The sequence below is a fragment of the Gimesia benthica genome, assembly GCF_009720525.1.
In the GTDB taxonomy this organism is placed as follows: Bacteria; Planctomycetota; Planctomycetia; order Planctomycetales; family Planctomycetaceae; genus Gimesia; species Gimesia benthica.
In genome coordinates, this window is sequence record NZ_CP043930.1 from 7,944,724 (window position 1) to 7,971,713 (window position 26,990).

The window sequence follows — 26,990 nt, forward strand, 5'->3', positions numbered from 1 at the left end:
GATTACTGCAGGATGGGGAGCGAAGCGCCGGTCTGATGCTGGTATTCGCGGGTAATGATATTCCCGATCAGCGTCGTGGGGGTCACGTCGATCACCTCGACATCAGCCAGCGAACCAGCCAGTCGGGGATTTCCATCGAAGACCACAATCCGGTCACACTTGGAACGTCCCATCAACTGTTCCGCCAGCGATTCTTTGGAGACGTTATCACTGGCCTTGAGGGCAGACTTACTCGGACCTTCGACAAGCACTTCGACCTGTTTGCCGATGAATTCCGCGTTGTCTTCTTCACTGATTTCGTTCTGCAGGTCGAGCATTTCGTTATTACGGCGTTTTTTGACATCCTCGGGAATGTCGTCGGCAAAGCGTTCGGCCGCCTTGGTACCGGGACGCTCGCTGTACTTGAAGATGAAGCTGTTTTTGAACCGGAATTCGCGAATTGAGTCCAGGCTCTTCTGGTGTGACTCTTCAGTCTCACCTGGATGACCGACGATGAAGTCGCTGGAAACCGAGCAGCCGGGCAGAATCTCGTTGATGCGTTGCATCATGTCCCGGTAATCTTCGACCGTGTATCCCCGCTTCATGTGCTTGAGAACTTCGTCGCAGCCATGCTGCAGCGGGACATGCAGGTAGCGGGTTGCCTTGGGCAGGTCCCGGATTGCTTCCAGCAGGTCGTTGGTCATGTCTTTGGGGTAACTGGTAACGAATTTGATACGATCGATGCCTGCGACATCATGGATCAGGTAGAGCAGGTCAGACAGGCGGAAGAGTTTTCCGTCCTGCGTGTGTTTGTAGCTGTTGACGGTCTGTCCCAGCAATGTGACCTCTTTGACTCCCTGATCGGCGAGGACTTTGACTTCGGACAGAATTTCGCGTGGCGAACGGCTCTGTTCGGGACCGCGCGTCGAGGGGACAACACAGTAGGAACAGAATTTATCGCAGCCGATCATAATGCGGACGAATGCCTGGTAAGGCGAAGGTCGCATCTCCGGATCACGCAGCGGATCGTAACTCTGGAAACTGTTGGTGATCTCATCCCTCTTGCCGTCTTTTCGTCCCAGTCCGACAGCCAGTTCCCGGCTGCGTTTATTCTGACTGTGATTCACGCGTGCTTTGTCGATGAGGTCGGCGACCTGTGCCAGTTGTCCGGTACCCACTACGAAATCGACCTGAGGGGCTTTCTGGAAGATCAGCTTCTGGTCTTTCTGAGCCATGCAACCCATCACGCCGATCACTTTTTTCGGGTTCTTACGTGCACCGTAGCGGAGCCGCCCCAGAGAGCTGTAAATCTTATGCTCTGCATGTTCGCGGACACTGCAGGTGTTGAACAGAACGGTCTCAGCTTCTTTGACGTTCTGGGTCAGTTCATATCCCCGTTTACGCAGATCTGCTACCACGAGCTCGCTGTCCAGCATATTCATCTGACAGCCGACGGTTTCGATGTAGAGCTTATGGTTGTGGTCGGTCACCACCTCATCCGGAGCGGAATCTGCCTGGACTGCTGGTGGAACTTCCTGCGTGATTTCTTCTGATTGAGACATGAACTGTAATACTTATTCAATTGAGAGAAAGGCCAATGCAGACAGCCTTGAAGTTCCCACGAAAACCAGGGCAGAAACAGAGCAGATGAGTCTCAGGCTGCTGAAGCGTTCTGGTCCGCGGGAGACAGCTCTGAATGCTGGTCGGATTTCTGACCCTTGGATTTCTTCCCTTTGGGGGCGAGTTCCTGCGTATACTCGATTGCCAGTTGCTGGACGACGACTTTTTTATGGTGAGACATCAGTGAGGCAAGCGATTTCAACGCTAACAGTGATGCAACGACATACAAAAACAAATTCCAGACATCCATGTCAATCCTCCCTGAGATCCATGGTGGCGCTTGCAGCGAATTATCAGTGACGACCCGGCGGTATACTCCTTTAAGCGCTTCGTATATCTATTGATACGAAGATCGTTCAGGTATTCTTGGCAACACCTGTTAATAATTCAATATCATTTTGCCCAGTTTCATGAAACCTACGCAAAAGAATCATAAAAACTAAGCATTTATGGCAAATCAGCCCTGGAATCCTGCCTGAAACAGACCCGCCTCAGGCAGGGCAGGTTCGGAATTACTCGCGGACGCGTTCCACATAGGAACCGGTGGCGGTATCAACTTTGATTTTTTCGCCCACATTAATGAAAGCAGGGACGTTTACCGTAGCACCTGTCTCAACAGTCGCTGGCTTGGTAACGTTGGTTGCGGTGTTACCTTTAGCAGCAGGCTCGGTGTAAGTGACTTCCACAATCACCTGTTGTGGGGGATCCATGCCGATCAGCTGATCGTTCCAGAACAGCAGACTGCAGATGGCTCCATCCAGAAGGTAATCAGCGGCGTTACCACAGACGGCTTCATCAATGGAGTATTGCTCATATGTCTCATTGTCCATGAAGTGCAGACCGGTCGCATCTTTATAAAGAAACTGCCCGTCGCCCTTGCGGATATCAGCCTGTTCCAGGCTTTCACCACCACTCTTATAAGTGCGGTCGAGAATGGTGCCCTTCAGCAGATTACGCAATCTGGTGCGATACAGGGCCTGTCCTTTACCCGGCTTGACGAAATTGACCTCGATCATTTCGTATGGATCACCTTCGACAATAACTTTAATACCCTTGCGAAAATCGCCTGTGCTGATTTGTGGCATTACTTGATTTCTCTGACAATGATGGAGTGGTAAAAAATACATTTGAGTTTTATTTCCAAGGGCGAGAGAATAACATATCTTTCAGCCGTTGCAAACGGAGAGCAGGCGAATTGTAAGGCAATTCTTGTCCCCCTGTCATCCCTCTACAGCCCCTCGTAAGCGAACGGGAATGATCCCTTACCATTACCTCGGTATGCAGGTCATGGATTTTCGTTTAAACCACTGGAAATACTGGCGTTAATGTCTTCTACACTCCCGGAAACCACCTGGCAGCAATCACTGGCGCAGTCCATTCGCGATCCACGTGAATTACTCGCGCGACTCGATCTGTCAGAGACGCTGTTACCTGCTGCTGAAAAAAGTGCCCTTTTGTTCCCGTTGATGGTTCCCCCCAGTTTTCTGGCACGGATGGAACCGGGAAATCTCCAGGATCCCTTGTTGCGACAGGTGCTTCCGCATCTGAACGAACAGGAACAGGTCCCTGGCTTCAGTCTCGACGCGGTTGGCGATTTACAGGTCAGGACGACTCCCGGTCTGCTGCAGAAATATCAGGGCCGGGCATTGCTCATCGCCAGTGGGGCCTGTGCGATACACTGTCGTTATTGTTTCCGCAGACACTACCCTTATGGCCAGGAGCCCCGGACCCTCGCGGAATGGGAGTCGGTCTGGCAGACCCTGGAGCAGGACAAATCCCTGCATGAGGTCATTCTCAGTGGCGGTGATCCGCTGATGTTGACCGACGCCCGCTTGCGCGTGTTTTGTGAACGGATTGCCGCGATACCGCATGTCAAACGATTGCGAATTCATAGCCGTCTCCCCGTTGTGTTGCCGGATCGAATCCACCCGGGGCTGATCGAGATCCTGGAGCAGGTCAAATCTGCCGGGACCACTGTGTGGATGGTGATCCATGCCAATCATCCCCGGGAAATCTCAGGTGACGTTGAACAGGCGAGTCAGCAACTGATGCAATCTGGTATCCCAGTTCTGAATCAGGCGGTGCTGCTCAAAGGGATCAACGATGACGTGGATACGCTGGAAGCCTTGTGCGAGAAGCTGATTAATCTGGGAGTGATGCCTTATTACTTACATCAACTGGATCGCGTCAGCGGTGTGGCCCACTTCGAAGTTCCGGAGGAACAGGGCAGGGCACTGATTCGAGAACTGCGTACCCGTATGCCAGGCTACGCGATTCCGCAGTATGTGCGCGAGATCAGTGGAGAGCCGCACAAAACTCCGCTGACAGATTAAGTATTCGCGGAGTTTGCGAGATTGTGAAATAGTGCTTCAAAGCGCGCCCCACGTTCCTGGAAGTTGGCAAACCAGCCATAACTGGCGCAGCCCGGCGAGAGCAGAATCACGTCACCGGGAGCAGATAGCTGCCAGGCCCAGTCAAATGCGTTCTCAAATGAATCCTGTGGTTCTGAAATCACTGACGTCTTTAAAGTCTGTGACTCAGCTCGCAGCCCCGAGATGAGCCCTGCGAGTTTGACTCCGGTATCTCCCATCAGGGCGGTTGCTTTCGTTCGCGAGAGCAGTTCCCGGGAAAACGGGGTCAGGTCGACCTGTTTATCATAGCCCCCCGCCAGGGCAATGATCTTTCCCGACTCAAACGCTTCCAGTGCGCAGATGGCCGACTCAGGTGTGGTCGCCAGTGAGTCATTATAGAACCGCCGACCGGCATGTTCCCCGATAAACTGCAGGCGATGTGGCAGGCCCTGAAAACGTTCCAGTCCCCGTTGGATTGTTACTGGTTCCAGGTCAATACAAAGTCCTGCTGTGATGGCAGCGGCAGCATTCAAACGATTATGCCAGCCTGGAACTGGAATCAGAGGTTCAAATAATCCCGCGAACTGGTCAACTTGAAACCCCTGTTCCTGCACCAGTACCGCAGGATCCAGGGCTGCATCACAGCCAAACCTGAGTACGTTTCCCGGGTAGTCCCAGTTTTTCAAGTCAGGATCATCGCCGTTGATGATGGTTGTTTCATCCGCGGTCTGCCAGCGTGAGATTGTCTGCTTCGCGTGCCGATAATGCTCGAGGGACTGGTGCCAGTCGAGATGATTCGCACTGAAGTTGGTCACCACCGCCAGTTGGGGACTCACTTGCAAACGATCCAGGCTATGTAACTGGAAGCTGCTCAATTCCAGGATGACCCAGTCTGTGGGTTGAATCTGTTCAACCTGCGGCAACAGGCTGACACCAATATTGCCACCCAACCAGCAGGTGCTTCCGGACTCGTTAAAGACGGAATGAATCAACGCGGTCGTGGTCGATTTTCCATTGCTGCCCGTGACCCCGACTATGGGGGCAGGGTTCAACTGCCAGAACAGTTCGATTTCGCTGGTCACGGGAATCTGTTCCAGCTCCGCCTGAGCGAGCAGGGGATGCTGCGGGGGAATCGCGGGATTCAGTACCAGTAGGTCTGTGGCTGGTAATTCCTGGGTTTTCTCCCCGAGGAGATAACGAATCCCTTGAATGTCCGCAAACTGTTGGAGTGATTGCTCCAGTTCACTCGCGCTCAGGTTATCCAGGACGGTGATCTGTGCTCCCCGTTCTGCCAGAAATCGAGTGACAGCGATACCTCCCCCGAACCGTCCCAACCCCAGAACGGTGACCCGTCGGTCCTGCAGGCTTTGATTCTGAATATGAAAGGGGATCAGGGACATGTGCGCGATTTCATCTGTTGTGTTGCTGACAGGCGATGGTCTGTCGTGCCGGCATTCGCTGGATATTCAAAGTGACCTTGCATCAGTAGGTTTGCATATTTCATAAATCCGCGGTAGGCTGATTTCGAAACAAAATTTACCAAAGGCTCCTGATTAAGAGGACAGGCCTATGTTACTCGCCGCCGAATCGAATACCTGGCTCGGGCTCCATACTGCAGACTGGATTGTACTGGGTCTGTATTTCGTCGTCATTCTCGCCATTGGTCTGTGGTCGGTGAAAAAAGTAAAAGATATGACCGACTTCTTCATGGGGGGCCGCCGGTTCGGCAAAGTCTTCATGATGTTCTTCGCCTTCGGTTCGGGAACCAGCAGTGAGCAGGCCATCAGTGTTGTCGCGGGAACCTGGCGGGCTGGACTTGCGGGGATCTGGTGGCAGTTTCTCTGGCTCTGGGCAACACCGTTCTACTGGATCGTCGCTCCGATTATGCGCCGCATGCGGGCCCTGACGACCGCCGACTTCTTCGAAACCCGCTTTAATGGCCCCACCGCGGTGCTGTATTCCTTTTACGGTATCGCTATCTCGATCACCTTTATTGCGGGGGGACTGTTCGGTACCGGAAAAATGGTCGATGCTTTGACGGGAAATGAATTGGATCGCATCGCCGTCGAAGCCAACTTCATGGTACCGGCAGCGGAATGGAACACGGAAACCAAGTCGTTTCAGATTACCGAACGGCGTCTGGAGGGCTATGAATACGCGATTCTGGCAGTCACAGTCATGTTCGTGATCTATGGTATGGCCGGTGGTCTGGGGGCTGCGATTATCACCGACTTTATCCAGGGGATTCTAACGATCATCTTTTCGTTTCTCCTGCTCCCGTTTGTGTTCTACGAAATAGGTGGATTCGGCGAACTGAACCAGAATGCCGATCTTAAAAAGGGGATGCTGGATTTGACCGTCAGCCCGGAACTGGCTGCCACGATGGGCGAACCGATCACCCCCTTTTACGTATTTATGCTGTCCGTCACAGCCCTCGCGGGGATCGTAATCCAGCCCCATATTATGGGCGTCTGTGGTGCAGGGAAGACGGAATATGAAGGCCGTTTCGGTTTCACGGTGGGGAACTTCCTCAAACGATTCTGCACGGTCGCCTGGACGTTTACCGGACTGGCCTGCATCGTCTGGTACATGGGTGACAGCAGTCCTTTGAAAGACTCACCCGATCCCGCAGATCAGGCGGTCTACCAGTCACTCGTAATGCGGGCAAGCCCCGAATACAACGCACTTTCCCCTGAGGAAAAAGAAAAAGTCGACAGTGCAGACCGTGATTTCGCTGACAAACTGTTCGGCATGGCCGCCCATGACATCCTGCCGCGAATCGCACCGGGATTAATTGGTCTGCTGCTGGCATCGCTGCTGGCGGCGGTGATGAGTACCAGCGATGCGCAGATGATTATTTCCAGTGGCCTGTTTACTGAGAACATTTATCGCAAATGTATGGTGAAGAATAAGTCGCAGCGGCATTATCTCTGGGTTGGTCGAATTGCCGGGCTGGTGATTGTGATTCTTGCTCTGATTCTCCAGACCACATTTACCGACATCATTCATGCGCTGAAAATCATCGTCAAAACACCGGCCTGTATTGGAATCAGTCTCTGGATCGGCATTGTCTGGCGGCGCTGGAATGTGATTTCCGTCTGGGTTTCGACTCTGACCGGCATCCTGGTCTGGATCGGCGTCGCTTTCCATGCAGACGTACTCTATAACTCCGGAATTCTGCCTGAGGATATGTTTAAATCTCCCACCGAAATGCGGGATGTCTGGCAGATGTTCTTCTTCATGAGCCTGGCAATCCTCAGTGGGGTGCTTGTCAGCTTTATTACTCCGCGACAACCACAGGAAAAACTGGACCATTTCTATAAGCTGATGCACACTCCGGTGAAACTGGATGAGCAAATCGATGCGCCCTGTACGCTGCCGGCGGAACCAGAGCCGATGGGACAAAAGATGTTCCCGAATTCCAAAGACATCGAAATCCCCAAACCTACGTTTCAGGATCTGGGCGGGTTCATTCTGGCCTGGTGTGGTGTGGCCGCAATTATCTTCCTGACGAACCTGCTGTCGAAACTCGCCTGATCCTACGGAGTTCGCGCTGACAGGCATCTAAGTTTGGAAGTGCGCATAAAAAAACAGCCAGAAACAAAAGCGTTTCTGGCTGTTCGAAATTGTGATGAAGCTGTTTCAGCTCTATTTAGTCGCGGTAAGTCACAACAACCTGACCACGATGAGATTCTACAACCACTTTGTATTTCCCGTAGTCAAAAATCTTCTTGCGACCATCTTTTCTGCAGCGAACGCACTCGCAGGCACATTCAGGAGCACAGATCTCGACAGCAACACAGCCTGGCTCACAACAGCTTTTCTTGGGAGCACAGGGATCGACAATGGTGACAATCTTCGGATTTGAGCAGGGAGCGATGTTCTTGGTTTTTCTGTATTTGACACAGTCAAACATGGGAATCGCAGGGGAAGCAACGTGGTGTTCGTAAGGTTGAGGGGCATACTCGGGCATTGGTTCAGGCAAAACAGCAGGAGGTGCCGGAGGCGGAGCTGTTGTCTGACTCAGCAGGAATCCCTGACCGAAATTGAGGGAAGGGCCCTGAGCCTGAGCTGTTGTAAGGGTGAGGGCAATCATGCCCAACGTGTAACAAACAATCTTGTTCATCTCTCATTTACTCCTTTTGCTACCAGGGTGAACTCCATGATGGCAGCTGATTGATAAAATCAATGTTGTGTGTCCCCAACAACGTGCCTGTGTTTATTCTCCAGAAGTCAATTACAGGCTATTGAATAGTCAGGAAACGATTTTTCTCTCGGTTGTCCACCACTCAAGTATAACTTCCGCAAGTGGGAAGTCTCAACTTTTTCAACGCTGTGTGTGAAAAACCGGTACCAGTTACGCACCTGATAATGGTCAGAGATAATAAGTGGAGTTTGAGTTGACAAGGGCCGTCCGCCATATTTTTACGCAAACAACCAAACGCACCCGCTTATCCTGATCGGAATATTTTTACAGCTGGGGATGGTTTCAGTCAGGTAATCCCCAGTCTGGAAGCGTGGCCTGGATCATTAGACACATGGTTTCCATGATTTGCTGAGGGGTGAGACATCGCAGGGTCCATCCAGACCTGTAAAACCAATTTCATAAACTGGGCAAGCTGGAGTTGCATCTCCTGCGAAGATCACACATAATCTAATTGGTTTTATTTCAAGGACTTGAGGGAGTCATCCATGAACAAGCCATCCTGGCACTGGTATCGGAAACCAATTCGCAGCTTCTCACACGCAACAGGTGCATTGCTCGCACTATTTCTGTTCACTGGATGTGGTGGAAATGATGCTCCTGCCCCCGCGCCAGCTCAGCAAGAGGCCCAGACGCCCGCTCCGGCCGCAGCGACTCCACAGGTAGCACAATCAACGCCAACCGAAACAAAACCGGCACCTGCCCAGGCGAATGATGGGCAGAAAATGATTGACGGGATCCCCTACGATGTCTGGTTTGACAATCCGCTGGCTGTCGCGGGCGATAATCAGTCAGTTCAGCCCGTTGCTCTACCTGGAAACAATGTCGCAGCCAATACCACTCCTGCTCCCGCGGGAGAAATGAAAACGGAGACGGCACAGGCAAGTGCCAGTGGCGGTTCAGGCACGGACTGGAAAACAATTATCCCCATGCCGATTCTGGAATCTCAGGTCAAAGACATCCGTAATCGTCTGACAAAAAATATGCAGTCGGTCGGCACCTATAATACGAGCTATCTTGAGATACCCACATTTACCGCAACACTGGCGGCACTAGCTGAAGTTGCGAATCAGCATTCAGAAGATGTCGGCTGGAAAAAGAACGCCAAGTATCTGCGGGAGCTGGCAGCCGCTTTCACAGCAGAGCCGCTGATGCGTGGTGCCAAGTCCTATCGCGCTATGCAAGTTCCCTACGAACAGATCATCGTGATTCTAAACGGCAGTGCCCCTGCGGGACTGCCTGAAGCTGACGATAAAAAACCCATCGCCGAAGTCGCTTCGATGGGCGATCTGATGAAACGCGCTGATATTGCCTACAAATGGCTCAAATCGAACGTCGGTAGTGCAGATGCCCTCAAAGCAGAAAAAGAGAAGGTCATCGAAGAAGCACACCTGCTCGCAGCGATTTCCAAGATCATCACACTGGAAGGTTACGGCTACGTCGATGACAAAGGCTTCCTGGGGCATGCCAATCCGATGCAGGAAGCCTGCCTGAAAATGGTGGAAGCTGCCAAGAATGACAATTTCCAGGAGTTTGATCAGGGAATGTCTAGGGTCTACAAATCCTGCACGGAATGCCATAGCGAATACAAAGAGTAAAACATCCCTCAAGGCGAAACGACTCGCCGCGTTTCTGGTCTGACAGCCGCTAAGAAGAGAGGAAATCGACGGAATGATTGACAACTGGTGCTGCCCGAAAAAAATTACCTGCCTGCTGATTGCGATTCTCTGTCTTTCCATTCCGGCGCAGGCGGATGTCATCGAACTGGTCAACGGCCACAAAGTGCAGGGGGATGTGCTTAAGCAGGGTTCAGACTATCTGCTGGTTGATATCGGCATTGAAGTGCTGCGAATCCCCAGCTATCAGGTCCGCTCCCGCACCAAGTCGGAATCACTTTCCTCAAATAAAACCAGTGTTTCCCAGAGTAAAGACAAGTTCTATTCCGTCGCGGAATTGCCCGCGAAAAGCATCAAAGAACTGGCCCGCATCTACGGCGAGGCGGTTACGCTGGTGCAGACTCCCAGTGGACTCGGCTCCGGTTTCATTATCAATGACCGTGGCTATTGTGTGACTAATTATCACGTGGTTGAAAAAGAGACGCGAATCGCCGTCACAATTTTCCATCGGACGAAAAGTGGTGAATTCCAGAGACGACAGATCAAGGATGTAGAGATCATTGCTCTGAATCCATTTTTCGATCTGGCATTGCTGAGAATCCCCCTGCAGAAAGACTTTCCATTCCGACAGGTGTACCTGGCTGAGGATGATTCCCAGCGTGAAGGAGAAGAGGTATTTGCAATTGGAAACCCGCTGGGACTGGAACGCTCCGTCTCGCGCGGCATTATCAGTACGCGTAACCGGAACATGCAGGGAATCGTCTATATTCAGACGACAACGCAAATCAATCCGGGAAACAGCGGTGGGCCTTTGTTTAACTCTCGCGGCGAAGTGATCGGCGTCACCAATATGAAGCTGATCCTCGGAGAAGGTCTGGGCTTTGCGATTCCGATTTCATACGTCAAACATTTTCTGGATAACCGTGATGCGTTTGCGTTCGATAAAACCAGTCCCAATACCGGTTATCGTTACTTTGACGCACCACGCAGAAAATCTGCGGAAAATGAAAGTAAATAAAAATTCCTGCAACCTGCGTTCGTTCAGGCAGGTAATGTCCCTGCCTGCTGACGTATAGACTTCCGGGCCACGTTGAAAGTCTCATTGCAGGTTGATCTTGTCAGATATTTCAGACTTGCTACAAATTAACAGTTACCAACATTGTTGCGCTCTGGTGGTTCGACAGATTGGAAGAGTTGATCCAGTGCGAAAATCTTAAATCCCCTCAGGTAGAGAAAGAATGAAGGCTCCCATGAGAAAGCCACTTTTGTTTTTCACTTTCATGTTGATGCAGGCGATGTTCCTGTTCTCCGCGCAAGACACGTCTGCCCAGAACCGGGTCACTGCCGTGCAGCGGATCCCCGATGATTCCATGCTCTACTTCTCCATTCCGGATGTAGAACTGCTGGAAGAAAAGTGGGCACAGAGCTCGATGGCGGAAATGGTTCGCGATCCCGCCTTCGCTGACATGAAAAAAGACCTCGTCCAGATTGTGGAAAAATACTCCAAACTGTTTGAGGCAGAAACCGACCTGGGCCTGAGTAATGTTCTCAGCATCCCCTCCGGTGAATTCGCGATTGCGTTCGTCAAAAGCGATGAAGGCAAATTCGGCGGTCTGGCTTTCGTCGAGTATGGCGAGAGCGGTGAAATTGTCGAGAAGATCCTGGAAAAAACCGCTGAGGGGCTCGACAAGGAAGGTGCAGAGCGGACGGTTCGCAGTGTCGACGGCACCAAGATCACCATTTTTTCCTTCGAAAAAGAAGGTGATGATGAAGGTCCTGTCAAAGTTCCCCTGGCGAAAAAATTCGCTTACTTCCTGAAGGACAAAACTTTTGTCGCCTCTAATGACGACAAAATTCTTGAAGGAGTTCTCGGGCGCTGGGATGGCCAGGCACAGGGAACACTATCCAGCAAGAAAGAGTATCAGTACATCATCAATAAATGTTCTGATGCAGATGCGCCTGCTGTGATGCACTGGTACTTGAACCCGATTGGCGCGCTGCAGTCGATCCTGGGAGTTGCCAGCCGTGTTAATCCTCAGATCGGCATGGTTCAGGGATTCCTGCCCGCACTGGGGATTACTCAGTTGAAAGCCGTTGGCGGTTCCAGCTATGTTGCTACCAAGAATTTTGACGCGATCACGAAAACCTTTACCTACGTTGATCAGCCCACCTCGGGCATCATTGATATCTTCAAATGCCCGGCGATTGCTCAGCAGCCTCCGGTCTGGGTTTCAGACAAGGTATCGTCTTACTATTCAATTAACTGGAGCATCACTGGTGCTTACGATTCGATCGAAACACTCTTCGATGGATTCCAGGGGCGTCCCGGTGCGTTGGCTGCCATCATTGATCAAATGGCCGACAATCCCGATGGTCCCAAGATTCATATCAAAAAAGACATCGTTGATAACCTGAGCGGTCGGATTCAGATCGCAACTGAGATCAAAGAAGGTGAGCAGATTGACCTGACTCAGATGTCTGGTCAATTTGTCGTTGCTCTGGGGCTCAAGAACTCTGATGCGTTCCAGAAAATCATCGCATCGGTGACCACGCGGGATGATTTTCCGGGTCAGGCACGCGAATTCCAGGGCACGACCCTGTATCAGTTGCCTGCTGCTGTTTTGAAGTCTCCCGCCGACGCTGCTTTCTGCATCGCAGAAGATCAGCTGTTCATCTCCAACGATGTCAAACAGATTGAAAGCATTCTGCGGAAGGATCGGGGAGTCGGCTCGCTGATCAACAATCCGAACTACAAGCAGATCGCGGAAAACTTCCCCGAAAAAACCTCGATCATCAACTACCAGAATGCAGACGCACAGCTGCACGCCCTGTATGACCTGATCAAGAAAAACCAGGATCAGATTCAGGTGGAAGGGCTCGATCTTTCCAAGCTGCCGCCGTTCTCATTCTTCCAGAAGTACCTGCCTGTCACGGGCGGATACACTATCCCCGATGATCAGGGATTCTTCAGTTCCAACTATTCCAAGAAACGGGCGAACTGAATTTGATTGCTGAACGACCACTTAACCCGGTGAGGTCACTCACCGGGTTTTTTCATGCGCAAACGAATATTTCAGTTCCTGCAATACTTTTCGACACACGACGGGTTTAATCGTATAATGGCAGCTTAATGCCTGTTATCGTCTGTAAATCTCCCGTTGTTTTGAGGAAAGTGACGACCATGCAACGCTTATTTCCCGTACTGGCTCTTGTCGGTCTGACCGGCTTCTCGCTCAGCCCCCTCTCGGCAGCACCTGAGGAAGAAAAATCCGCACAGGAAAAGGTATTTCAGCAACTGGACAAAAACGCTGACGGCACGATCTCGGCAGATGAAGTTCCTGAAGGAAAGCAGCGTTTCTTTGAGTTTCTCCTGCGTTCAGGCGACAAAAACAAGGATGGTCAACTCACGAAGGACGAGTTTACAGACGGTCTGAAAAAAGAAGATCAGAAATTCGAGCCCGGAGCAGAACGCCGATTCGATCAGGGGCCCCGTTTCTACAACCGCTTCTTGAGTCAGCTGGATCGTAACGGCGATAAAAAGATTTCGAAAGACGAGTTACCCGAGCCGCTACGCGAACGAATGGAGCCGCTGTTCCAACGATTAAATACCGACGAAATATCACTTGGACAGATGCATCGCATGGGACGTATGTTCGGAAACGGACGTCCGCCTCGAACGGAAGGCGCGAACATGAATTCCCAGGAACGGGCCGGACGCTTCTTTAAGTCCCTGGATACCAACGGTGATGATAAACTGACGCTGGACGAAGCCCCCGAGCGAATTCGTCCCTTCCTTAAACGGCTCTATGAGCGAGCCGGCAAGGACGGTGATGCAGAACTGACACGGGAAGAATTCATGAAAGTGATGGCGGAATTCCGTCCTGCACAACGTCCCGAACGGCAGAGCAGGGAACGTAGCCGAAAACCGGCTGAAGAGGATGGTGAAATGAAGAGTCCCGAAATGCAGATGCAGGAACGCTCTCGCCCACGGTTTGGGACAAACTTTCCTCGCTCAGGGCCGGCCTTCATACGTTCTGTTGATCAGAACGGTGACGGAAAACTGAGTAAAGAAGAACTGCAGCAGATTAACCGCTGGTTCGACGAAGTCGATCGTAACCGGGACGGTTTCCTGGATCGCAGCGAGATTGCAGGTGAGGAATCACGGAGCCGACAGCGCACCCGAAATCCGCTTCCCCTCCAGGAACTCAAACGACCTGCAGCAGATCAACCGGAGAATAAAACCAAAGCTGAGAACACAGAGAAAAAAGCAGACTGAGCCTGACCTCAGGAGCTTTGTTCCTGAGGCGTCGCCTGTTCAATCAACGGTGGCGGGCTGTCTGTTTTCTGCAGGTGTTGTACCCAGGCGGGAGGCAGGTTGAACCAGATCCAGTTGGTACGAATCCGGTACTGGCTGGTGTAGCTCCGCATGATCTGGTCGATCTGACAAATCCGCTCGTTTTCGGGACCACGGGACACGACTTTGCGAACCGGCCGGACATACATGTACTCGAAATACGAGAGCACTCCACCCGGTTTCAGCAACCGGAAGTAGGCCTGAAAGATTTCGCTCACCAGATCGGTCGGGAAATTGTTCAACGGCAGTCCGGAGACAATGTAATCGTACTCCTCACCAACGCCGTACTCCTGCAGTGGGCAGTTGTGAATCGAGGTCAGGTGTTTGATTTCCTGAAAAGCACGTTCGGCATCGAACCGATTATGTAGAATTTCGACGAACTTCTCATTCAGCTCAACCAGGTCCAGTGAATCTTCCGGGCGAATCTGTTTGACGATCTCGCGGGTCACCGCGCCGGTACCCGGACCGATCTCCAGAACCTTCTTGGGGCCCTGATGGCGTTTCATCGGCTCGGCCATGTTGCTGGCCAGAAACCGGCTGCTGGGAGCGATGGCCCCGGTCGTTTCAAATGTCGTTCGAAACTGTTTAAAAAATTCCAGATAATGCGACACGTCCAGGTTCCCGGGATTCAATCAAACGACAGAAATAAATAATAGCTCAGGAAAGTTTATCACGGCGGGCTGCGCCAATCTGCTGCGCCTGCGTAACAATATCGACTCCGACTTTCTGGCTCCAGGCGGCGATCATCTGCTGATACACGGGGCCCGGCTTTCCTTCTGAAAGGAAATGATCATTGTAACGCGTAACGGGCATCAGACAATAGCCACTGGAGGACGTCAATGCTTCATCCGCCTGAAGCAGCATTTCTTCGGAAATATCTGTTTCCACATAGTCCAGTCCCAGTTGCTTCGCTAATCGTGCCACCATCATCTGGCTGATCCCCTGCAGAACATATTCCGGACGGGGTGTGAGGATCGTCCGGTCCTGGACCAGGAAGAAATTCCCGATGGTGGTTTCCGCAACATACCCCTGTTCGTCAAACAGCAGGGCACTCGCTGCGGGAACCTGTTTGCGGATCAGTTTATCGGCGCGAAACAGATGGATCCGGCTGCGGGACTTCACCCGCGGATCAAAGACCCGGGGATTGAGCTGCTCCACTTCCGAGCGGATCAGGTACTGACCGCTGGTATATTTCTGATCCCACAGCTCAAATGCGAGTGGGAAGGTGTGGGCACAAACCGTGGGAGTGCGGCACTCGTCCAGAGCTGCCAGCCCCAGATAGGGTAGATTCTGACCTGCGGTAACAAAGATCGTCAATCCCAGGTCCTGTTCCGCAGAGAGCAGAGAAGCGTTCTGTTCCACCAGTGACAGACAGATCTGTTTGAACTCGGATCGAGGCAGGGGAGGATCGATGCAGGCATAGTCCAAAGCAGACTCGAGGCGTTTCAGATGCTCATCCAGCATGAAGGGACGCTGCTGAAATGTGCGTACCATTTCGGTTACGGCCGCACCATAGACGATTCCCAGATCCGAAACCGCCAGCCGGGCTTCAGTCTGGGGAATCATTTCGCCGTTCAGATAAGCCTGGGGCTCGGACATCGTTTGACTTCGTACTATACGTGAGGGAAATAGAGAGTAAGTCTACCCTACCGTTTCCGCTAGTATCCGTAATAGACGACAGGCGCTGGATAGACAACCGGTGCCGGAGCCGGATAAACCGGAGGCGGTGCATAGTAAGGCGATGGGTTATGATAAGGCGACTGGTACTGTGAGTTCAAGTAAGGCCGTCTGCCAAACAATCGAACCTGCATATACATCATGTTGGCCACCATGCGGCAGCCGAGTGGAAAGGCAGAACACTCACAGCGGCGATGCAGTTCCTGCTTCAACTGCAAATCGCAATAACGCCTGTTGATTCCGGGTATCTGATAGCACTGATCGTGCTGGGCACAGCTGCCTCGAAAATCGGCGCCCATAAATCCCTGTGGCGTCAGTCTCTGCAGCAGTGGTGCCCCGTCTGGTCCACAAGGGTAATTGCTGCACTGGGCTCGGGCTGCGGAGGTCTGCAGCATGGTCAGGGCTGCCAAAATCACCAGCCCTGACGCCACATTCTTGATCTTCATCACAAACCTGTCTCTCTATCTGAAAATTAGTCGACCTGAACTGCGTGGGGAGGGGCAGGGAGCGATTCATCTGCCAAATTCTCCCTCGCTCCAGTCTGTGATGCAAGTTTCTTTTGCATTCCCCCTGTAAAACAGCACAGAAACTCGAATGCCGGCGTCAATTGTTAGCAAAAAAATGAACCAGTCATATGACATCTGAGTCTCAGCTCGATATACTGCCAGTGGGAAATATCGTGCTAACTTGAGATATGGCAATCATTTTTTTACGATCTCCAGTTGGAAATCGAGTGGATGATTGTAAGCATATTGACGAATTTGATTTAAAAGACAAAGGGATTGATTTTATGGCGATACCGACCATTCAACCGGGAACAACAAAAATTGGCTGGATTGGAACCGGAGTCATGGGAGCCAGCATGGTGGGACACCTGATGGATGCGGGGTTCTCAGCCACGGTTTATAATCGCAGTAAATCCAAAGCAGAACCGCTGATTCGGAAAGGGGCCTCCTGGGCTGACTCTCCCAAAGCGGTTGCAGAAGCAGCCGATGTTATCTTCTCTATCGTCGGTTTTCCAACTGACGTCCGGGAAGTCATTCTCGGTGAAGACGGAGCACTCGCTGGTGCTTCCGAAGGCAAGATTCTGGTCGATATGACCACCAGCGATCCTTCCCTGGCCGTCGAAATAGCAGAAGCCGCTCAGACCAAAGGTGTGTACAGCGTAGATGCTCCCGTCTCCGGTGGGGATGTAGGAGCGAAAAACGGCACGTTGTCCATCATGATCGGTGGCGACGAAGCTGTGGTCGACGCATTGAAACCCTGCTGGGACGCCATGGGCAAAACGATTGTCTACCAGGGGGAAGCCGGATCCGGTCAACACACGAAAATGGTGAACCAGATTCTCATCGCTACTAACATGATCGGCGTGTGCGAAGCGCTGCTCTATGGTTACAAAGCGGGTCTGGACCTGCCTACGGTTCTGCAGTCGGTGGGCAGTGGTGCCGCCGGCAGCTGGTCGCTCTCCAACCTGGGACCACGGATCATGGACAATAATTTTGATCCGGGCTTTTTCGTAGAGCACTTCATCAAAGACATGGGAATTGCCCTGGCGGAAGCCAAAAAGATGAACCTGAGCCTGCCCGGGTTGGCACTGGGACATCAGCTTTACATGGCAGTCCAGGCACAGGGACATGGCCGCGACGGCACACACGCTCTGCAGCTGGCACTGGCATCCCTGTCGAACGTAGACTGGGAAAACCGCTCCTAGTCCTCAAGCATATACATGAAATCGAACTGGTCGGACAGAATCAAACCGGACAGTAAAATTCAAATAAGGTAAGATAAGCATGGCGAATCAAAGTGACCTGTTTGCAGGTCTTTCGGTGGCAATGATCACCCCGTTCAAGAATGGCGAAATCGACGAAAGCGGCTTACAGGCGCTGGTCGATTACCATGTCGAGCAGGGAACCGACACCTTGTGTCCGGTGGGAACAACCGGAGAATCTCCCACACTCTCACACGATGAACACAAACAGGTCATTTCCATCGTCTGCAAACAGGCTGCCGGCCGGATTAAAGTCATGGCAGGCACCGGTTCCAACAGTACACGTGAGGCAGTCGAGCTGACCAAGTACGCTGAACAGGCCGGTGCCGACGGTGCTCTGCATGTGGCCCCGTATTACAACAAGCCGACCCAGGAAGGCTTTTATCAGCACTACAAAGCAATTGCCGAGTCTGTTGAACTGCCAATCGTCGTGTATAACATTCCCGGTCGGACTGCGAAGAATATCGAGCCGGAAACAATTATTCGCCTCGCCGAGATCCCGAATATTGTTGCCGTGAAAGAGTCTACCGGTTCGATGGATCAGGCTTCGCATATTCTTTCTTCCTGCGACCTGGCAGTTCTCTCAGGCGATGACAGCCTGACTCTGCCACTGATGGCGCTGGGAGGCAAGGGAGTTGTGTCGGTCGTCGGTAATATTGTTCCTGCGGACGTCAAAGCGATGCTGGCGGCATTCAACGCCGGCGATCTCGCCAAGGCCCGCGAATGGCACTACCGGCTGTTTACGCTCTGTCGTAACCTGCTCGGACTGGCGACGAACCCGATCCCGATCAAAGCAGCCATGCAGATACTGGGGCGCGACAATGGTGAAGTCCGTCTCCCCATGACACAACTGGATGCCGATTCAATGAAGGTGCTCGAGAAAACTCTGCAGGATTATGGCCTGCTGTAAGGTTTCTGTTAAAATGGGTACCAGTGCTGAGAGACTGGTCGAAATCGTCTGATTTACGATCGCCCGCCAGATATTCACTCCGATTAATATAAGAGGTAACGCCTGTGATCTTTGGTTTTGGAAAGTCCCGGGATGAAGAGGAAGAACTCGAAGAAGAGATCGAACCGGTCTCATTTCAGGGGGCGTTAAACGGACAGCCCGCGAATCTGAAAGACAATGCACGTCTGGTCAAAGCGGGGCTGATGCCTGCCAAGAATATCATCACCGACGGGCTGGCTCTGCGGGCACAGATGATTCGATTCGAACCCAAGGGTGAACGGTATCAGGTGGCCTTCTATGTGGATGGCGTGCCTAACCCGGGTCCCAAGCTTTCCAAACAACAGGGTATGGCCGTGGTGCAGATTATAAAACTGCTCTCCGGTTTGAATATCCAGGAACGGAAACGTCCCCAGCAGGGGGGCGTGAATGCGGAACTGGAAGAGGTGAATTACCAGTTGAGGGTCGCGACCGCTCCAACTCCTGCGGGCGAACGTCTGACAATCAAAGCCATCGACGTGAAACATCCCCTGGATCGCGCAGACGATATCGGGATTACCGAGGAGCTGAAAGAACGCATTCGTTCGCTGAGCACCGGTCGCAATGGATTGATTCTGGTCAGTGGCCCCCCGAATTCGGGACTGACCACCACCACCTTTGGTGTGGTGCGATCTGTTGACGCCTACCAGTATACGATCTTCGCTCTGGCAGAACCGGAACATCGCGAGTTCAGCCACATCGCGACCCTGGATGAAAAAGAGGGAGATACATTTGACGATGAGTTGCGGCGAATCATCCGTATGGAAGCAGATATCATTTATCTGAAGCCTATTACAGATGAAGACTATGTCCGCAGCATCCTGGGGGTTAAAGACGAGATCACCATGATCGCGGAGATCTCGGCCAAAGACGCTGTTACCGGGATGATGAAGTTCTGCAAACTGGCAGGCAGTGTTGAGAAAGGCGTGGATTCACTGAAGTGTGTCGTAGGCTATCGCCTGATCCGCACACTTTGTGACAAGTGTAAAGAAGCATTCCGGCCCAACCCTAAACTGATCGCCAAGATGGGTTTACCCAAAACGACCAAGATGCTGTATCGTCCGCCGCGTGAGACTGTGGATGAAGATGGCAACGAAATCGAACCCTGTGAAAAATGCGACGGGCTCGGCTACTATGGACAGACCCTGCTTCTGGAATTCATCGAAATGACCGATGAGATGAAGCAACTGATCATTGGTGGCGGCGATCCTGCCAAAATCAAAGCCCTGGCGAAAAAACAGGATATGCCCTCACTGCAGAAAGACGGAATCCGTCTGGTCGCAGAAGGTAAGACTTCGCTGGAAGAACTGCAACGGGCGTTCAAGCAGGGTTGAAATGCCCGCTAATACTTCACCTTGTATGAGAGTTCTGTGGTCCCGGTACGCCTACTCGTCAACTGGCACAACAGGCAGACTGCGCTAAAGATTCCGATTGGAGCAACCGATACTCTGCTGATGGAGCCTCTGTTTTTTGTTGTTGCTCCACTTCGCTCGCGGATGAGGGCACTGCTCTTGCCGAGAGTAATTCTTCGGTCCCTTCCAATCCAGGTCACCTCTCACAGCAGCGGGGTGACTGTTCTCTCTCATTTGCAGTTCGAGGTTATGATGCAGGCTCGCCAGAAACTCGTTCTCTTCAGTACCGGTTTGCTATTCTTCACTGTCATCACGTTTACCAGCATCCAGAACCAGATGGTGCGTCAGCCTCACGACAGGGCGGTCCCACACCTTTATGAGTTTTACAGTACAGACGTCGTGCAGATGTTTCCTGGCAATTCTGACAATCAACGCGAAGTTCTAGAACAATATCAGCAGGAGCGGAAGTCGGTGCAGAGTTCAGACAACGCCACATCGACCAACTGAACATAAGATTCGTAGACGCCATATCTATGTCCGCCAGTTGTGCTTGATACAAAATATTGTCCGATTACGCAGATTATACCGAAGATTCCGATCATGATTGTCGATAATAGAAGTACACACATGATAGTAATGCGTGACCTTGCCAGTCATTTCCCGTTGAAATGATGGATTAAGTTTATGGACAGACTGATCCCAAGGTATTACCGGCACTTGTTTTACCCTGTTTCCGTTTCTCCCCGACAGGTGCCATTCGACAACTTTACTTTCCGAGGACAATCATGGTGATTCGCCAGCTTAAAAATTGGTCAACTGTTGGAGTACTGGGTTTAGCACTGATGGGATTAGCAAACTCTGGATGCCAGACCAGCCTGGGAGGCCAGACATTGCCTTCAGCCTACTACCTGAATGACGACGTACAGTTCTTCCCGGCCGGCCCCGAAGAGCAGTTGTACAACCAGCGGGAAGTACTGGAACAATACAAGCTCGAGCACGAAGCTCAGCAGCAGCAATAATCGCTGCCAGTTACAACAGGGGGGACCCTTTCGTAGTAACTCACGCAGATTTCGCGCCTTGTGCCGGAATCTGCATGCGAAAGGACTCAAGCCGGACGATGAGAACGGGACTCTCGCCCGGCTTTTTTACGTTTTCAGCTCACCAGATCAGAGTGTTTTGGACATCTTCTCAGCCAGACGCGTCAAGGCAGGGCTGACATCCGTCGGTTTCAGATGGACATTAATCACGCTCAAACTGTCTGTATTGGCCAGCGCCGCTTTGAGCGCCTTCTCCAGATCGCCTTCCGTGCTGACCTCAAAGCCCCAGCCTCCGCCGATCAGATCCGTAATGTTATGATATTTCCAGTCGGGAATATCATTGAACGGCCCTTCCTGCAGGAAACGTTCGGTCGTATATCCCTTATTATTCAGCACAATCACGATTGGATTGTACCCCAGCTTGAGGGCCGTTGAGAGCTCCAGGCAGGTCATCTGAAACGCACCGTCTCCCACCAGAACAATTGGCCTGAGTTCCTGATTGGCGACCTGGGCTCCGATCGATGCCGGGATCGCAAATCCCATGGAAGTATAGTAAGCGGGGCTGAGGAACTTGGTATGGGTGCTGATGGTCAAATCGACGGCCCCAAACAGGCAGTCCCCGACATCCGTCACCACGACCGTATCGTCACTCAGAATCTGATTGATGCTTTGAAACAGATGTTTTGTGGTCACGGGCGCAGTTGGATTCACTTCGAACTCGATCTGCGGCGGACGGACCTGATCCGGAATTTTTCGCTTCACCACTTTCATTTTCTGCTTACGCAGTGCTTTCACAAAGTCCGAGAAGACGACATCGTGAAAATGGTGATAGCTGATCCGCAACTTCTCGCTGGTGGCGTAGATGCATTTGCCGGGATCGAGGTGCGCGGTGTAGATCCCCAGATTAATATCTGTCATGAAAGTACCGAGGAGAATTACACAATCACTCTCTTCGACGTATTTCTGCACTTCGTTGCGTCCCATGGCCCCTTCATAGACGCCCAGGTACAAAGGATGTGATTCGCTGACGACTGATTTCCCCAGAATGGTCGCACACATGGGAATCTGGTGCTTCTCCGCGAATTTGAGGGCCTCTTCCCGCAACCCGAAGCGATGCAGTTCAACACCGGCCACAATGACGGGTTTCTTGCTGGCTTCGAGCAGTTCGGTAGCTTCTTCCAGTGACTCGCGGAGTGCATTTTTATCGCTCTCCGGCTGGCTGTCGTCCGGAACATGGGGGACAATCGCCTTGGTATGGACGCAATCTCGGGGGATTTCCAGGTAAACGGGCCTCTTGAAACGAACACAGGCTTCCAGGCAGCGATCGATTTCATGAAAAGCCGTCATCGGGTCATCGAGGACTGCAGAAGCGACCGTGATTTTCTCGAAGACATCCCGCTGGGTGTGAAAATCTTTGACCCGATGATGCAACAGGGGATCGCTGGCACGTTCTGTCATACCTGGTGAGCCGCTGATGACGATCACAGGAGATTTTTCAGCGTAGGCCCCAGCTATCGAGTTACACAGCGACAAGCCACCCACACAGTAGGTGACGCAGACTGCTCCCAAGCCATGCACGCGGGCATATCCGTCGGCGGCGTAGCCCGCATTATCTTCGCGTGTCGTTCCGATCACACGAATCGGACTCTCTTCCAGCATCCCGTAGAACTGCAGCACAAAATCGCCCGGGATTCCGAATAGATCGGTAATCCCGTAGTCCTGCAGACGCTGAATCAGATAACTGCCAATCGTATGTACTTTTCCGTTCTGCTTGTTTGCCGAACGTTTTGTGGTTGTTTTTTTTGCGGGTAACCGGGACTTGGTTCCACCTGATCTGGTGCCTGTTTTGCGAGCTGCCATCACAAACCCTTCCTTGCAAGATGAGTGGTTGCATGAGAATATCAATGAATGAAGTGTTCATCATCCATTATAGCACTTCCACCATCTCGAATCAGAAGAATTCGCATATCTCCCGAATATGAATGGCGTTAGGGCGAGTCCGACAGCACTAACTCGCGCACTGCGCTGTGACTTTCAGCGCTGAATCAGCTTGCGGAGGCCCCGCCGCTCAACGTGTTTGACGGGTTCAGCCCCCTCTTGGGTCGGCTGAGACTGTGGGGTGATGGTTTCCCCGAACTGGCCCCAGTAACTTTCCAGCAGGCGATAGCAGTCCAGGTAGCGCTGCGAGTCCCAGGCCAGAGCCAGCGTTGAGATCAGCTTGGTCAGCTGGCGGTCATCTTCGGGAGAAATCTGATGGATTTGCAGATCGACATCATCGATCCATAGTTTTTCATTCCCCAGCTTCTCGATCACGATCTGGGCATTCTGAATCTGTGAGGACGGTATGTCTTTCACACGGAAGACGTACTTCCGCCAGTTCTGGTCCACACCGATGATGGCAGACTGCGCCTTGAGCTTTCCATTCTGCTCGGCTTCCAGAGAAATCCGCACCTGCATATTCGGTGACTTTGATTTCATCCAGACGCCCATATTCAGATAGCGGCAATTCTCCAGAGGAATGGGATTCGTACGCAGGAAGTTATTTCCCGGGCGGGTATCCAGCACGAGTGAGGTGCGGCCCGAATGCGCTTCTGTGGTATCCAGATTCCAGGAAACCCGCTGATCCGTTTTCGACTCCCAGCCTGCGAGGATATAATCCCGTGAGTTTTTGGCTTCAAAATCTGCCTTGAAGACGACAGCCGATGCATCATCCAGTGATCGATGCAGTTGCACCAGCATTTTTTTCTTCTGATCAATACGCGCCTGTAGTTCCTGCAGATCATCCCGATCAATAGTGGTTTTGACGGAAATCAGTCTCGCCTGGGCGTCGTCGATCTCAAATGCCTGCAGATCGTAGGCTTCCAGGGAGATTTGATAGCTGCAGACACCTTCAGAAGAACGACTAACCTGCACCGTCTCGCCATTTCCGAGCCTGGCCACAGACACTTTCGATGTCATGATCAGCGATACGGTCGCTTCGCAGCGGTAAGGGAAGTCGTTGACCAGATAGAAGACAGACTTCTCTTTCCCTCTGGAAAAACGGGTAATCACCGGTTGCTCTGAGGAGTCAATCGTCTGGAATGGACGGGCCGGCAATTGAATCAGCTGCGATCGCAGGGAACGTGTGGCCTCTTCCTGCCCAAAAGGAATCGTCCAGCCACCGTCAAATGTCATATAGGGATCCAGAGCTGCGACGGAATGCACATAGCGAATCCGATTGGCTTCCGCTGAGGGCGAAGCCTGAGTGGCCAGCCAGGTAAAGGCTGGCTGCCAGGGAGACAGCCGGTCGAATTCTGGAATCCGGATTTCCAGTGGTTGATGATAATAGACGACGCCATTAACGCGCGACTTGAAACTGTCATCAATGTTGGAATGAGTATTCAGAAACTGAAGATCGTGCTCGGCCTGTTGTCCCCAGATGAAACGCTGAGGCCTGATTACGACAGCGTTGGTGATCTGATCATAGCGGGAAAAATCGAGCCCCATCTCCATCAGTACCGGTCGAAACGGGGCGCCGGTTTTCAAAGCAGAAATCACATTGCCCTGCCGACTTTGAGTCGGAATCAATTCGCGAGCGGAAAATACCAGTTGTGCGTCGGGTTTCGCTTTCGACAACACTGCTGCAAGCTGCTCATGCAGGGCCCGGATTTTCTGACAGCGCCAGTCGGTCCACTGAGGCAGAGCCGTCGTGGTCAGGTATTGATATCGTTTTTCAAACCGTTGCGATTCAGCGAACCGGGGAATTCGCACACCTGTCTCCCGAGAGAAAGTGGCGACAGTCGCATCATCGTAGCCCCAGTCCAGTCCGGGAAGTTGTAAATATCCATTCAGACTAAGCTGTACTGCCACTCCCTGAAACGAAGGATGTGCCTGATAACGTTGGACCAGCTCAGTAAAAACGTTGATAATTTCTTCCTGAACCCGAGGATGCAGGGGATTATAAAAGGGGGCCTGCCCGCGGGCGGCCACTTGTGATTTTTTCCAGGTCTGGCCGTGCAGGTTAACCAGTTCGATGCCCACTGCCTGCTCAGGCTGCTCCTCAATCAGTTTTTCCAGAGCCGCATTGACTGACGAGAACTGTAGTTCAGGTACCAGGGTTAACTGCTCCCGGTCAAAAATCCGGAACAGCAGTTCCAGTACGTCTTTCCGCTGAAGATCCTGCCCGGAAGAATGGTACACTCCAGAGTCATATCGTGGAGTTGGCTGTAAGTGCCGGGAAGGATAGATCGCACTGCCATCGGCTGCGACGCCCAGGAGGACGCTGTTAAAACTCTGGTATTTTAGATACTGTGCCAACCGGTCACCCGCCTCATAGAAAGTCTGCCAGTCATCCAGGCTGCGATGACTGTTGAGGTCCAGGACCTGGGCGGCGCCAAATATTTCGGGGAGCAGTGGTTTTTGCAGATAGGGACCCACCAGTCGTTTTTTCTCTGTGGGCAGTGAGAGTTCTGCTGACACTTCATTTTTATTACTCGCCAATTCATAAACCGAGACCTCAGCCACTTCTGCGGCTTCAGGATGGCCCAGACTATGGAACAACAGCACCGGATTGGTGACTTTAGGCCAGAATAACAGTTCGGCCCGTGACTCTGTCCCCCGTTGCTGCAGATTCGAGGCAGGAGATGCTGCAGCGTGGTAGACGCCCCCATCAATGCCAACCGGAACCAGTTGCCCTGCGGCGTCTGGTTCCAGCAGACTGAATCCCAGATGGGTGTCTGTTGACTCAGGATAGGTGATCACCAGCTTATGCGGCAGGTGCGGATGTCTGATTTTCAAGTGGTAAGCAGACCAGGGGGCTGCTGCAGAGGTCTCCGCAGGTAATTCCTTGCCAGATTTAAACAACGAGCGAAACGAATTGCGAATCCGAGTGCGGGCCCGCCGGGCGACCAGATCGTTCTGATCCTGTTTTCCATCCAGCGAAAGACTGTCTACCAGCACGGATGATTCACTTTCAGCCAGTGACATCGTCAAGCCCTGGTCTACGACGACGAACTGTGCCAGGGATTCCTGCCCCGAGTCCGCGTTGACCTGCAGCAGAAAAACTCCTTCTGCAGGTGCCTTGAACTCCAGAGAGATGCCTGTTTTGGTAAGGTCCTCTTGTGGCACCTCGGAAAGTTTGATTTGGCCTTCTAACACGGTTTCCGTGCTGCGGGCCCGCGTGACCCGCCACTTGAGAACATCGGCTGAGGAGATTTCTTTTCCGTGTAAAAAGGTGGGGACAACCTGAAACTGAACTGATTCTGCCGGTTCATATACCAGGTGGGGACGATCGACCTGCAGAGCCAGTTTTTCCCCGGGAGCCTGCTGCACGATCAACTGAGCACCGGTCTGGGAGATCGGCAGGATCTCTTTGTGCTGCAGCAGTTCGTTCAGCGAAAACTCCTGTTTCAAAGTGATCGAGGAGTCATTGCGATCCTGGAGAAAGACCTGCAGCTTAGTAGCAGGAGTCCCCTTGACTTCCAGTTCAATACTGTTGAATACCCGACTGGTCCGTGGCTGATACAGTACAGCCCCCTGATCCCGGGAAATGACAGAGATTTCGTCGGCATCGACTCCCAACGAGCGAACCGCAGTAATTTCACCCTCAGTCAGTTCGAAGCGTGCATTCCAGAGTCGAGGAGTCTGCTCCCCCCATTCAACCCGCAGTCTGGTAGCGACAGTGGTATCGCCGTCTGCGAGCGCCGAACCGGCAAGCAGGCAGATGAAACCACAGATCAATAGAACTCGTTTCCGAATATGAGTCACAGATTTTCCACTAACACAGACAGTAGCGAAAGGCCCAGGAAATGCGTTTAGCCTGAACGGAAAACAGACGAAGAGGGGAATCACTTTAGAAATGAATAACAGGCGAGGGCTCGTATTATATTAATTTCGGAATTCAGGCCAACCCCAATTAATTTTTTCCGGATCTGCACGAAACGTACCGTTTTTTCCAGGAACCCTCTTGACGAAAATCCGCAAACCTGCAAAAAAACGTCTCCTCTCTCGCAACTGTCTTTAAGACTCTCAATCCACAAGCAGTTGTCATTCGTTTGAATCTCGAAAGC

General features: G+C 52.2%; 20 protein-coding genes. 10 read left to right on the plus strand and 10 right to left on the minus strand.

Annotated elements, in window-relative coordinates:
- Positions 1–2: 2 nt before the first annotated feature.
- The 3 genes from miaB to efp all read right to left on the minus strand — a co-directional run bounded on the left by miaB (position 3) and on the right by efp (position 2,684).
- The gene (gene miaB, locus F1728_RS30850) at positions 3–1,541 is read right to left on the minus strand and encodes a tRNA (N6-isopentenyl adenosine(37)-C2)-methylthiotransferase MiaB (RefSeq protein WP_228030421.1); all 1,539 of its coding nucleotides are present in this window, start codon (positions 1,539–1,541) and stop codon (positions 3–5) included.
- A gap of 92 nt (positions 1,542–1,633) precedes the next feature.
- Positions 1,634–1,849: a hypothetical protein gene (locus tag F1728_RS30855; protein WP_155367225.1), complete on the minus strand. Its 216-nt coding sequence runs from the start codon at positions 1,847–1,849 to the stop codon at positions 1,634–1,636.
- A gap of 262 nt (positions 1,850–2,111) precedes the next feature.
- Positions 2,112–2,684 (minus strand): elongation factor P, encoded by a 573-nt coding sequence (gene efp / locus F1728_RS30860; protein WP_155367226.1) that lies wholly within the window; start codon positions 2,682–2,684, stop codon positions 2,112–2,114.
- A gap of 240 nt (positions 2,685–2,924) precedes the next feature.
- Between efp and epmB the strand changes: the two genes are divergently transcribed.
- Complete coding sequence (gene epmB / locus F1728_RS30865; RefSeq protein ID WP_155367227.1) at positions 2,925–3,932, plus strand: EF-P beta-lysylation protein EpmB; 1,008 nt, start codon at positions 2,925–2,927, stop codon at positions 3,930–3,932.
- On the opposite strand, the gene murD is transcribed toward epmB, so the two are convergent.
- A complete protein-coding gene (gene murD, locus F1728_RS30870) occupies positions 3,929–5,350 on the minus strand; it encodes a UDP-N-acetylmuramoyl-L-alanine--D-glutamate ligase (RefSeq protein ID WP_155367228.1) in 1,422 nt (473 codons plus the stop codon). The genes epmB and murD overlap by 4 nt on opposite strands.
- Before the next feature lie 169 nt (positions 5,351–5,519).
- Between murD and F1728_RS30875 the strand changes: the two genes are divergently transcribed.
- Positions 5,520–7,487 carry a sodium:solute symporter family protein gene (locus F1728_RS30875; protein WP_155367229.1) on the plus strand — a complete coding sequence of 656 codons (1,968 nt, stop codon included), beginning with the start codon at positions 5,520–5,522 and terminating at the stop codon, positions 7,485–7,487.
- A 115-nt stretch (positions 7,488–7,602) separates the two neighbouring features.
- Here the strand turns inward: F1728_RS30875 and F1728_RS30880 are convergent, their stop codons facing one another.
- Complete coding sequence (locus F1728_RS30880) at positions 7,603–8,076, minus strand: hypothetical protein (protein ID WP_155367230.1); 474 nt, start codon at positions 8,074–8,076, stop codon at positions 7,603–7,605.
- Between the two features lie 566 nt (positions 8,077–8,642).
- Here F1728_RS30880 and F1728_RS30885 point away from each other — a divergent pair.
- The 4 genes from F1728_RS30885 to F1728_RS30900 all read left to right on the plus strand — a co-directional run bounded on the left by F1728_RS30885 (position 8,643) and on the right by F1728_RS30900 (position 14,046).
- Positions 8,643–9,752, plus strand: coding sequence for a cytochrome c (locus F1728_RS30885; RefSeq protein ID WP_155367231.1), 1,110 nt, complete (start codon positions 8,643–8,645; stop codon positions 9,750–9,752).
- A gap of 73 nt (positions 9,753–9,825) precedes the next feature.
- Positions 9,826–10,788: a S1C family serine protease gene (locus F1728_RS30890; RefSeq protein ID WP_155367232.1), complete on the plus strand. Its 963-nt coding sequence runs from the start codon at positions 9,826–9,828 to the stop codon at positions 10,786–10,788.
- Positions 10,789–11,020: 232 nt separating this feature from the next.
- The gene (locus tag F1728_RS30895; RefSeq protein ID WP_155367233.1) at positions 11,021–12,772 is read left to right on the plus strand and encodes a hypothetical protein; all 1,752 of its coding nucleotides are present in this window, start codon (positions 11,021–11,023) and stop codon (positions 12,770–12,772) included.
- A gap of 179 nt (positions 12,773–12,951) precedes the next feature.
- A complete protein-coding gene (locus tag F1728_RS30900) occupies positions 12,952–14,046 on the plus strand; it encodes an EF-hand domain-containing protein (RefSeq protein WP_194242609.1) in 1,095 nt (364 codons plus the stop codon).
- A gap of 8 nt (positions 14,047–14,054) precedes the next feature.
- Here F1728_RS30900 and F1728_RS30905 read toward each other — a convergent pair whose 3' ends face one another.
- From F1728_RS30905 to F1728_RS31405, 3 genes are read right to left on the minus strand one after another with little or no spacing between them, the layout of a single operon-like run.
- Positions 14,055–14,735, minus strand: coding sequence for a class I SAM-dependent methyltransferase (locus F1728_RS30905; protein WP_155367235.1), 681 nt, complete (start codon positions 14,733–14,735; stop codon positions 14,055–14,057).
- Positions 14,736–14,781: 46 nt separating this feature from the next.
- Entirely contained in the window at positions 14,782–15,723 is a 942-nt protein-coding gene (locus F1728_RS30910) for an aminotransferase class IV (protein ID WP_155367236.1), read from the minus strand.
- A gap of 59 nt (positions 15,724–15,782) precedes the next feature.
- The gene (locus tag F1728_RS31405; RefSeq protein ID WP_194242610.1) at positions 15,783–16,247 is read right to left on the minus strand and encodes a hypothetical protein; all 465 of its coding nucleotides are present in this window, start codon (positions 16,245–16,247) and stop codon (positions 15,783–15,785) included.
- A 344-nt stretch (positions 16,248–16,591) separates the two neighbouring features.
- Here F1728_RS31405 and F1728_RS30920 point away from each other — a divergent pair, with 344 nt between their 5' ends.
- The 4 genes from F1728_RS30920 to F1728_RS30935 all read left to right on the plus strand — a co-directional run bounded on the left by F1728_RS30920 (position 16,592) and on the right by F1728_RS30935 (position 20,925).
- Positions 16,592–17,512, plus strand: coding sequence for an NAD(P)-dependent oxidoreductase (locus tag F1728_RS30920; RefSeq protein WP_155367237.1), 921 nt, complete (start codon positions 16,592–16,594; stop codon positions 17,510–17,512).
- 79 nt (positions 17,513–17,591) lie between these two features.
- Positions 17,592–18,479, plus strand: coding sequence for a 4-hydroxy-tetrahydrodipicolinate synthase (gene dapA / locus F1728_RS30925; RefSeq protein WP_155367238.1), 888 nt, complete (start codon positions 17,592–17,594; stop codon positions 18,477–18,479).
- A gap of 104 nt (positions 18,480–18,583) precedes the next feature.
- Positions 18,584–19,888, plus strand: coding sequence for a GspE/PulE family protein (locus F1728_RS30930; protein ID WP_155367239.1), 1,305 nt, complete (start codon positions 18,584–18,586; stop codon positions 19,886–19,888).
- Between the two features lie 860 nt (positions 19,889–20,748).
- On the plus strand, positions 20,749–20,925 hold the full coding sequence (locus tag F1728_RS30935; RefSeq protein ID WP_228030422.1) for a hypothetical protein: 177 nt from the start codon (positions 20,749–20,751) through the stop codon (positions 20,923–20,925).
- Between the two features lie 147 nt (positions 20,926–21,072).
- Here the strand turns inward: F1728_RS30935 and F1728_RS30940 are convergent, their stop codons facing one another.
- A complete protein-coding gene (locus F1728_RS30940) occupies positions 21,073–22,803 on the minus strand; it encodes an alpha-keto acid decarboxylase family protein (RefSeq protein ID WP_155367240.1) in 1,731 nt (576 codons plus the stop codon).
- Between the two features lie 174 nt (positions 22,804–22,977).
- Complete coding sequence (locus tag F1728_RS30945; protein WP_155367241.1) at positions 22,978–26,688, minus strand: family 10 glycosylhydrolase; 3,711 nt, start codon at positions 26,686–26,688, stop codon at positions 22,978–22,980.
- Positions 26,689–26,990: the final 302 nt, after the last annotated feature.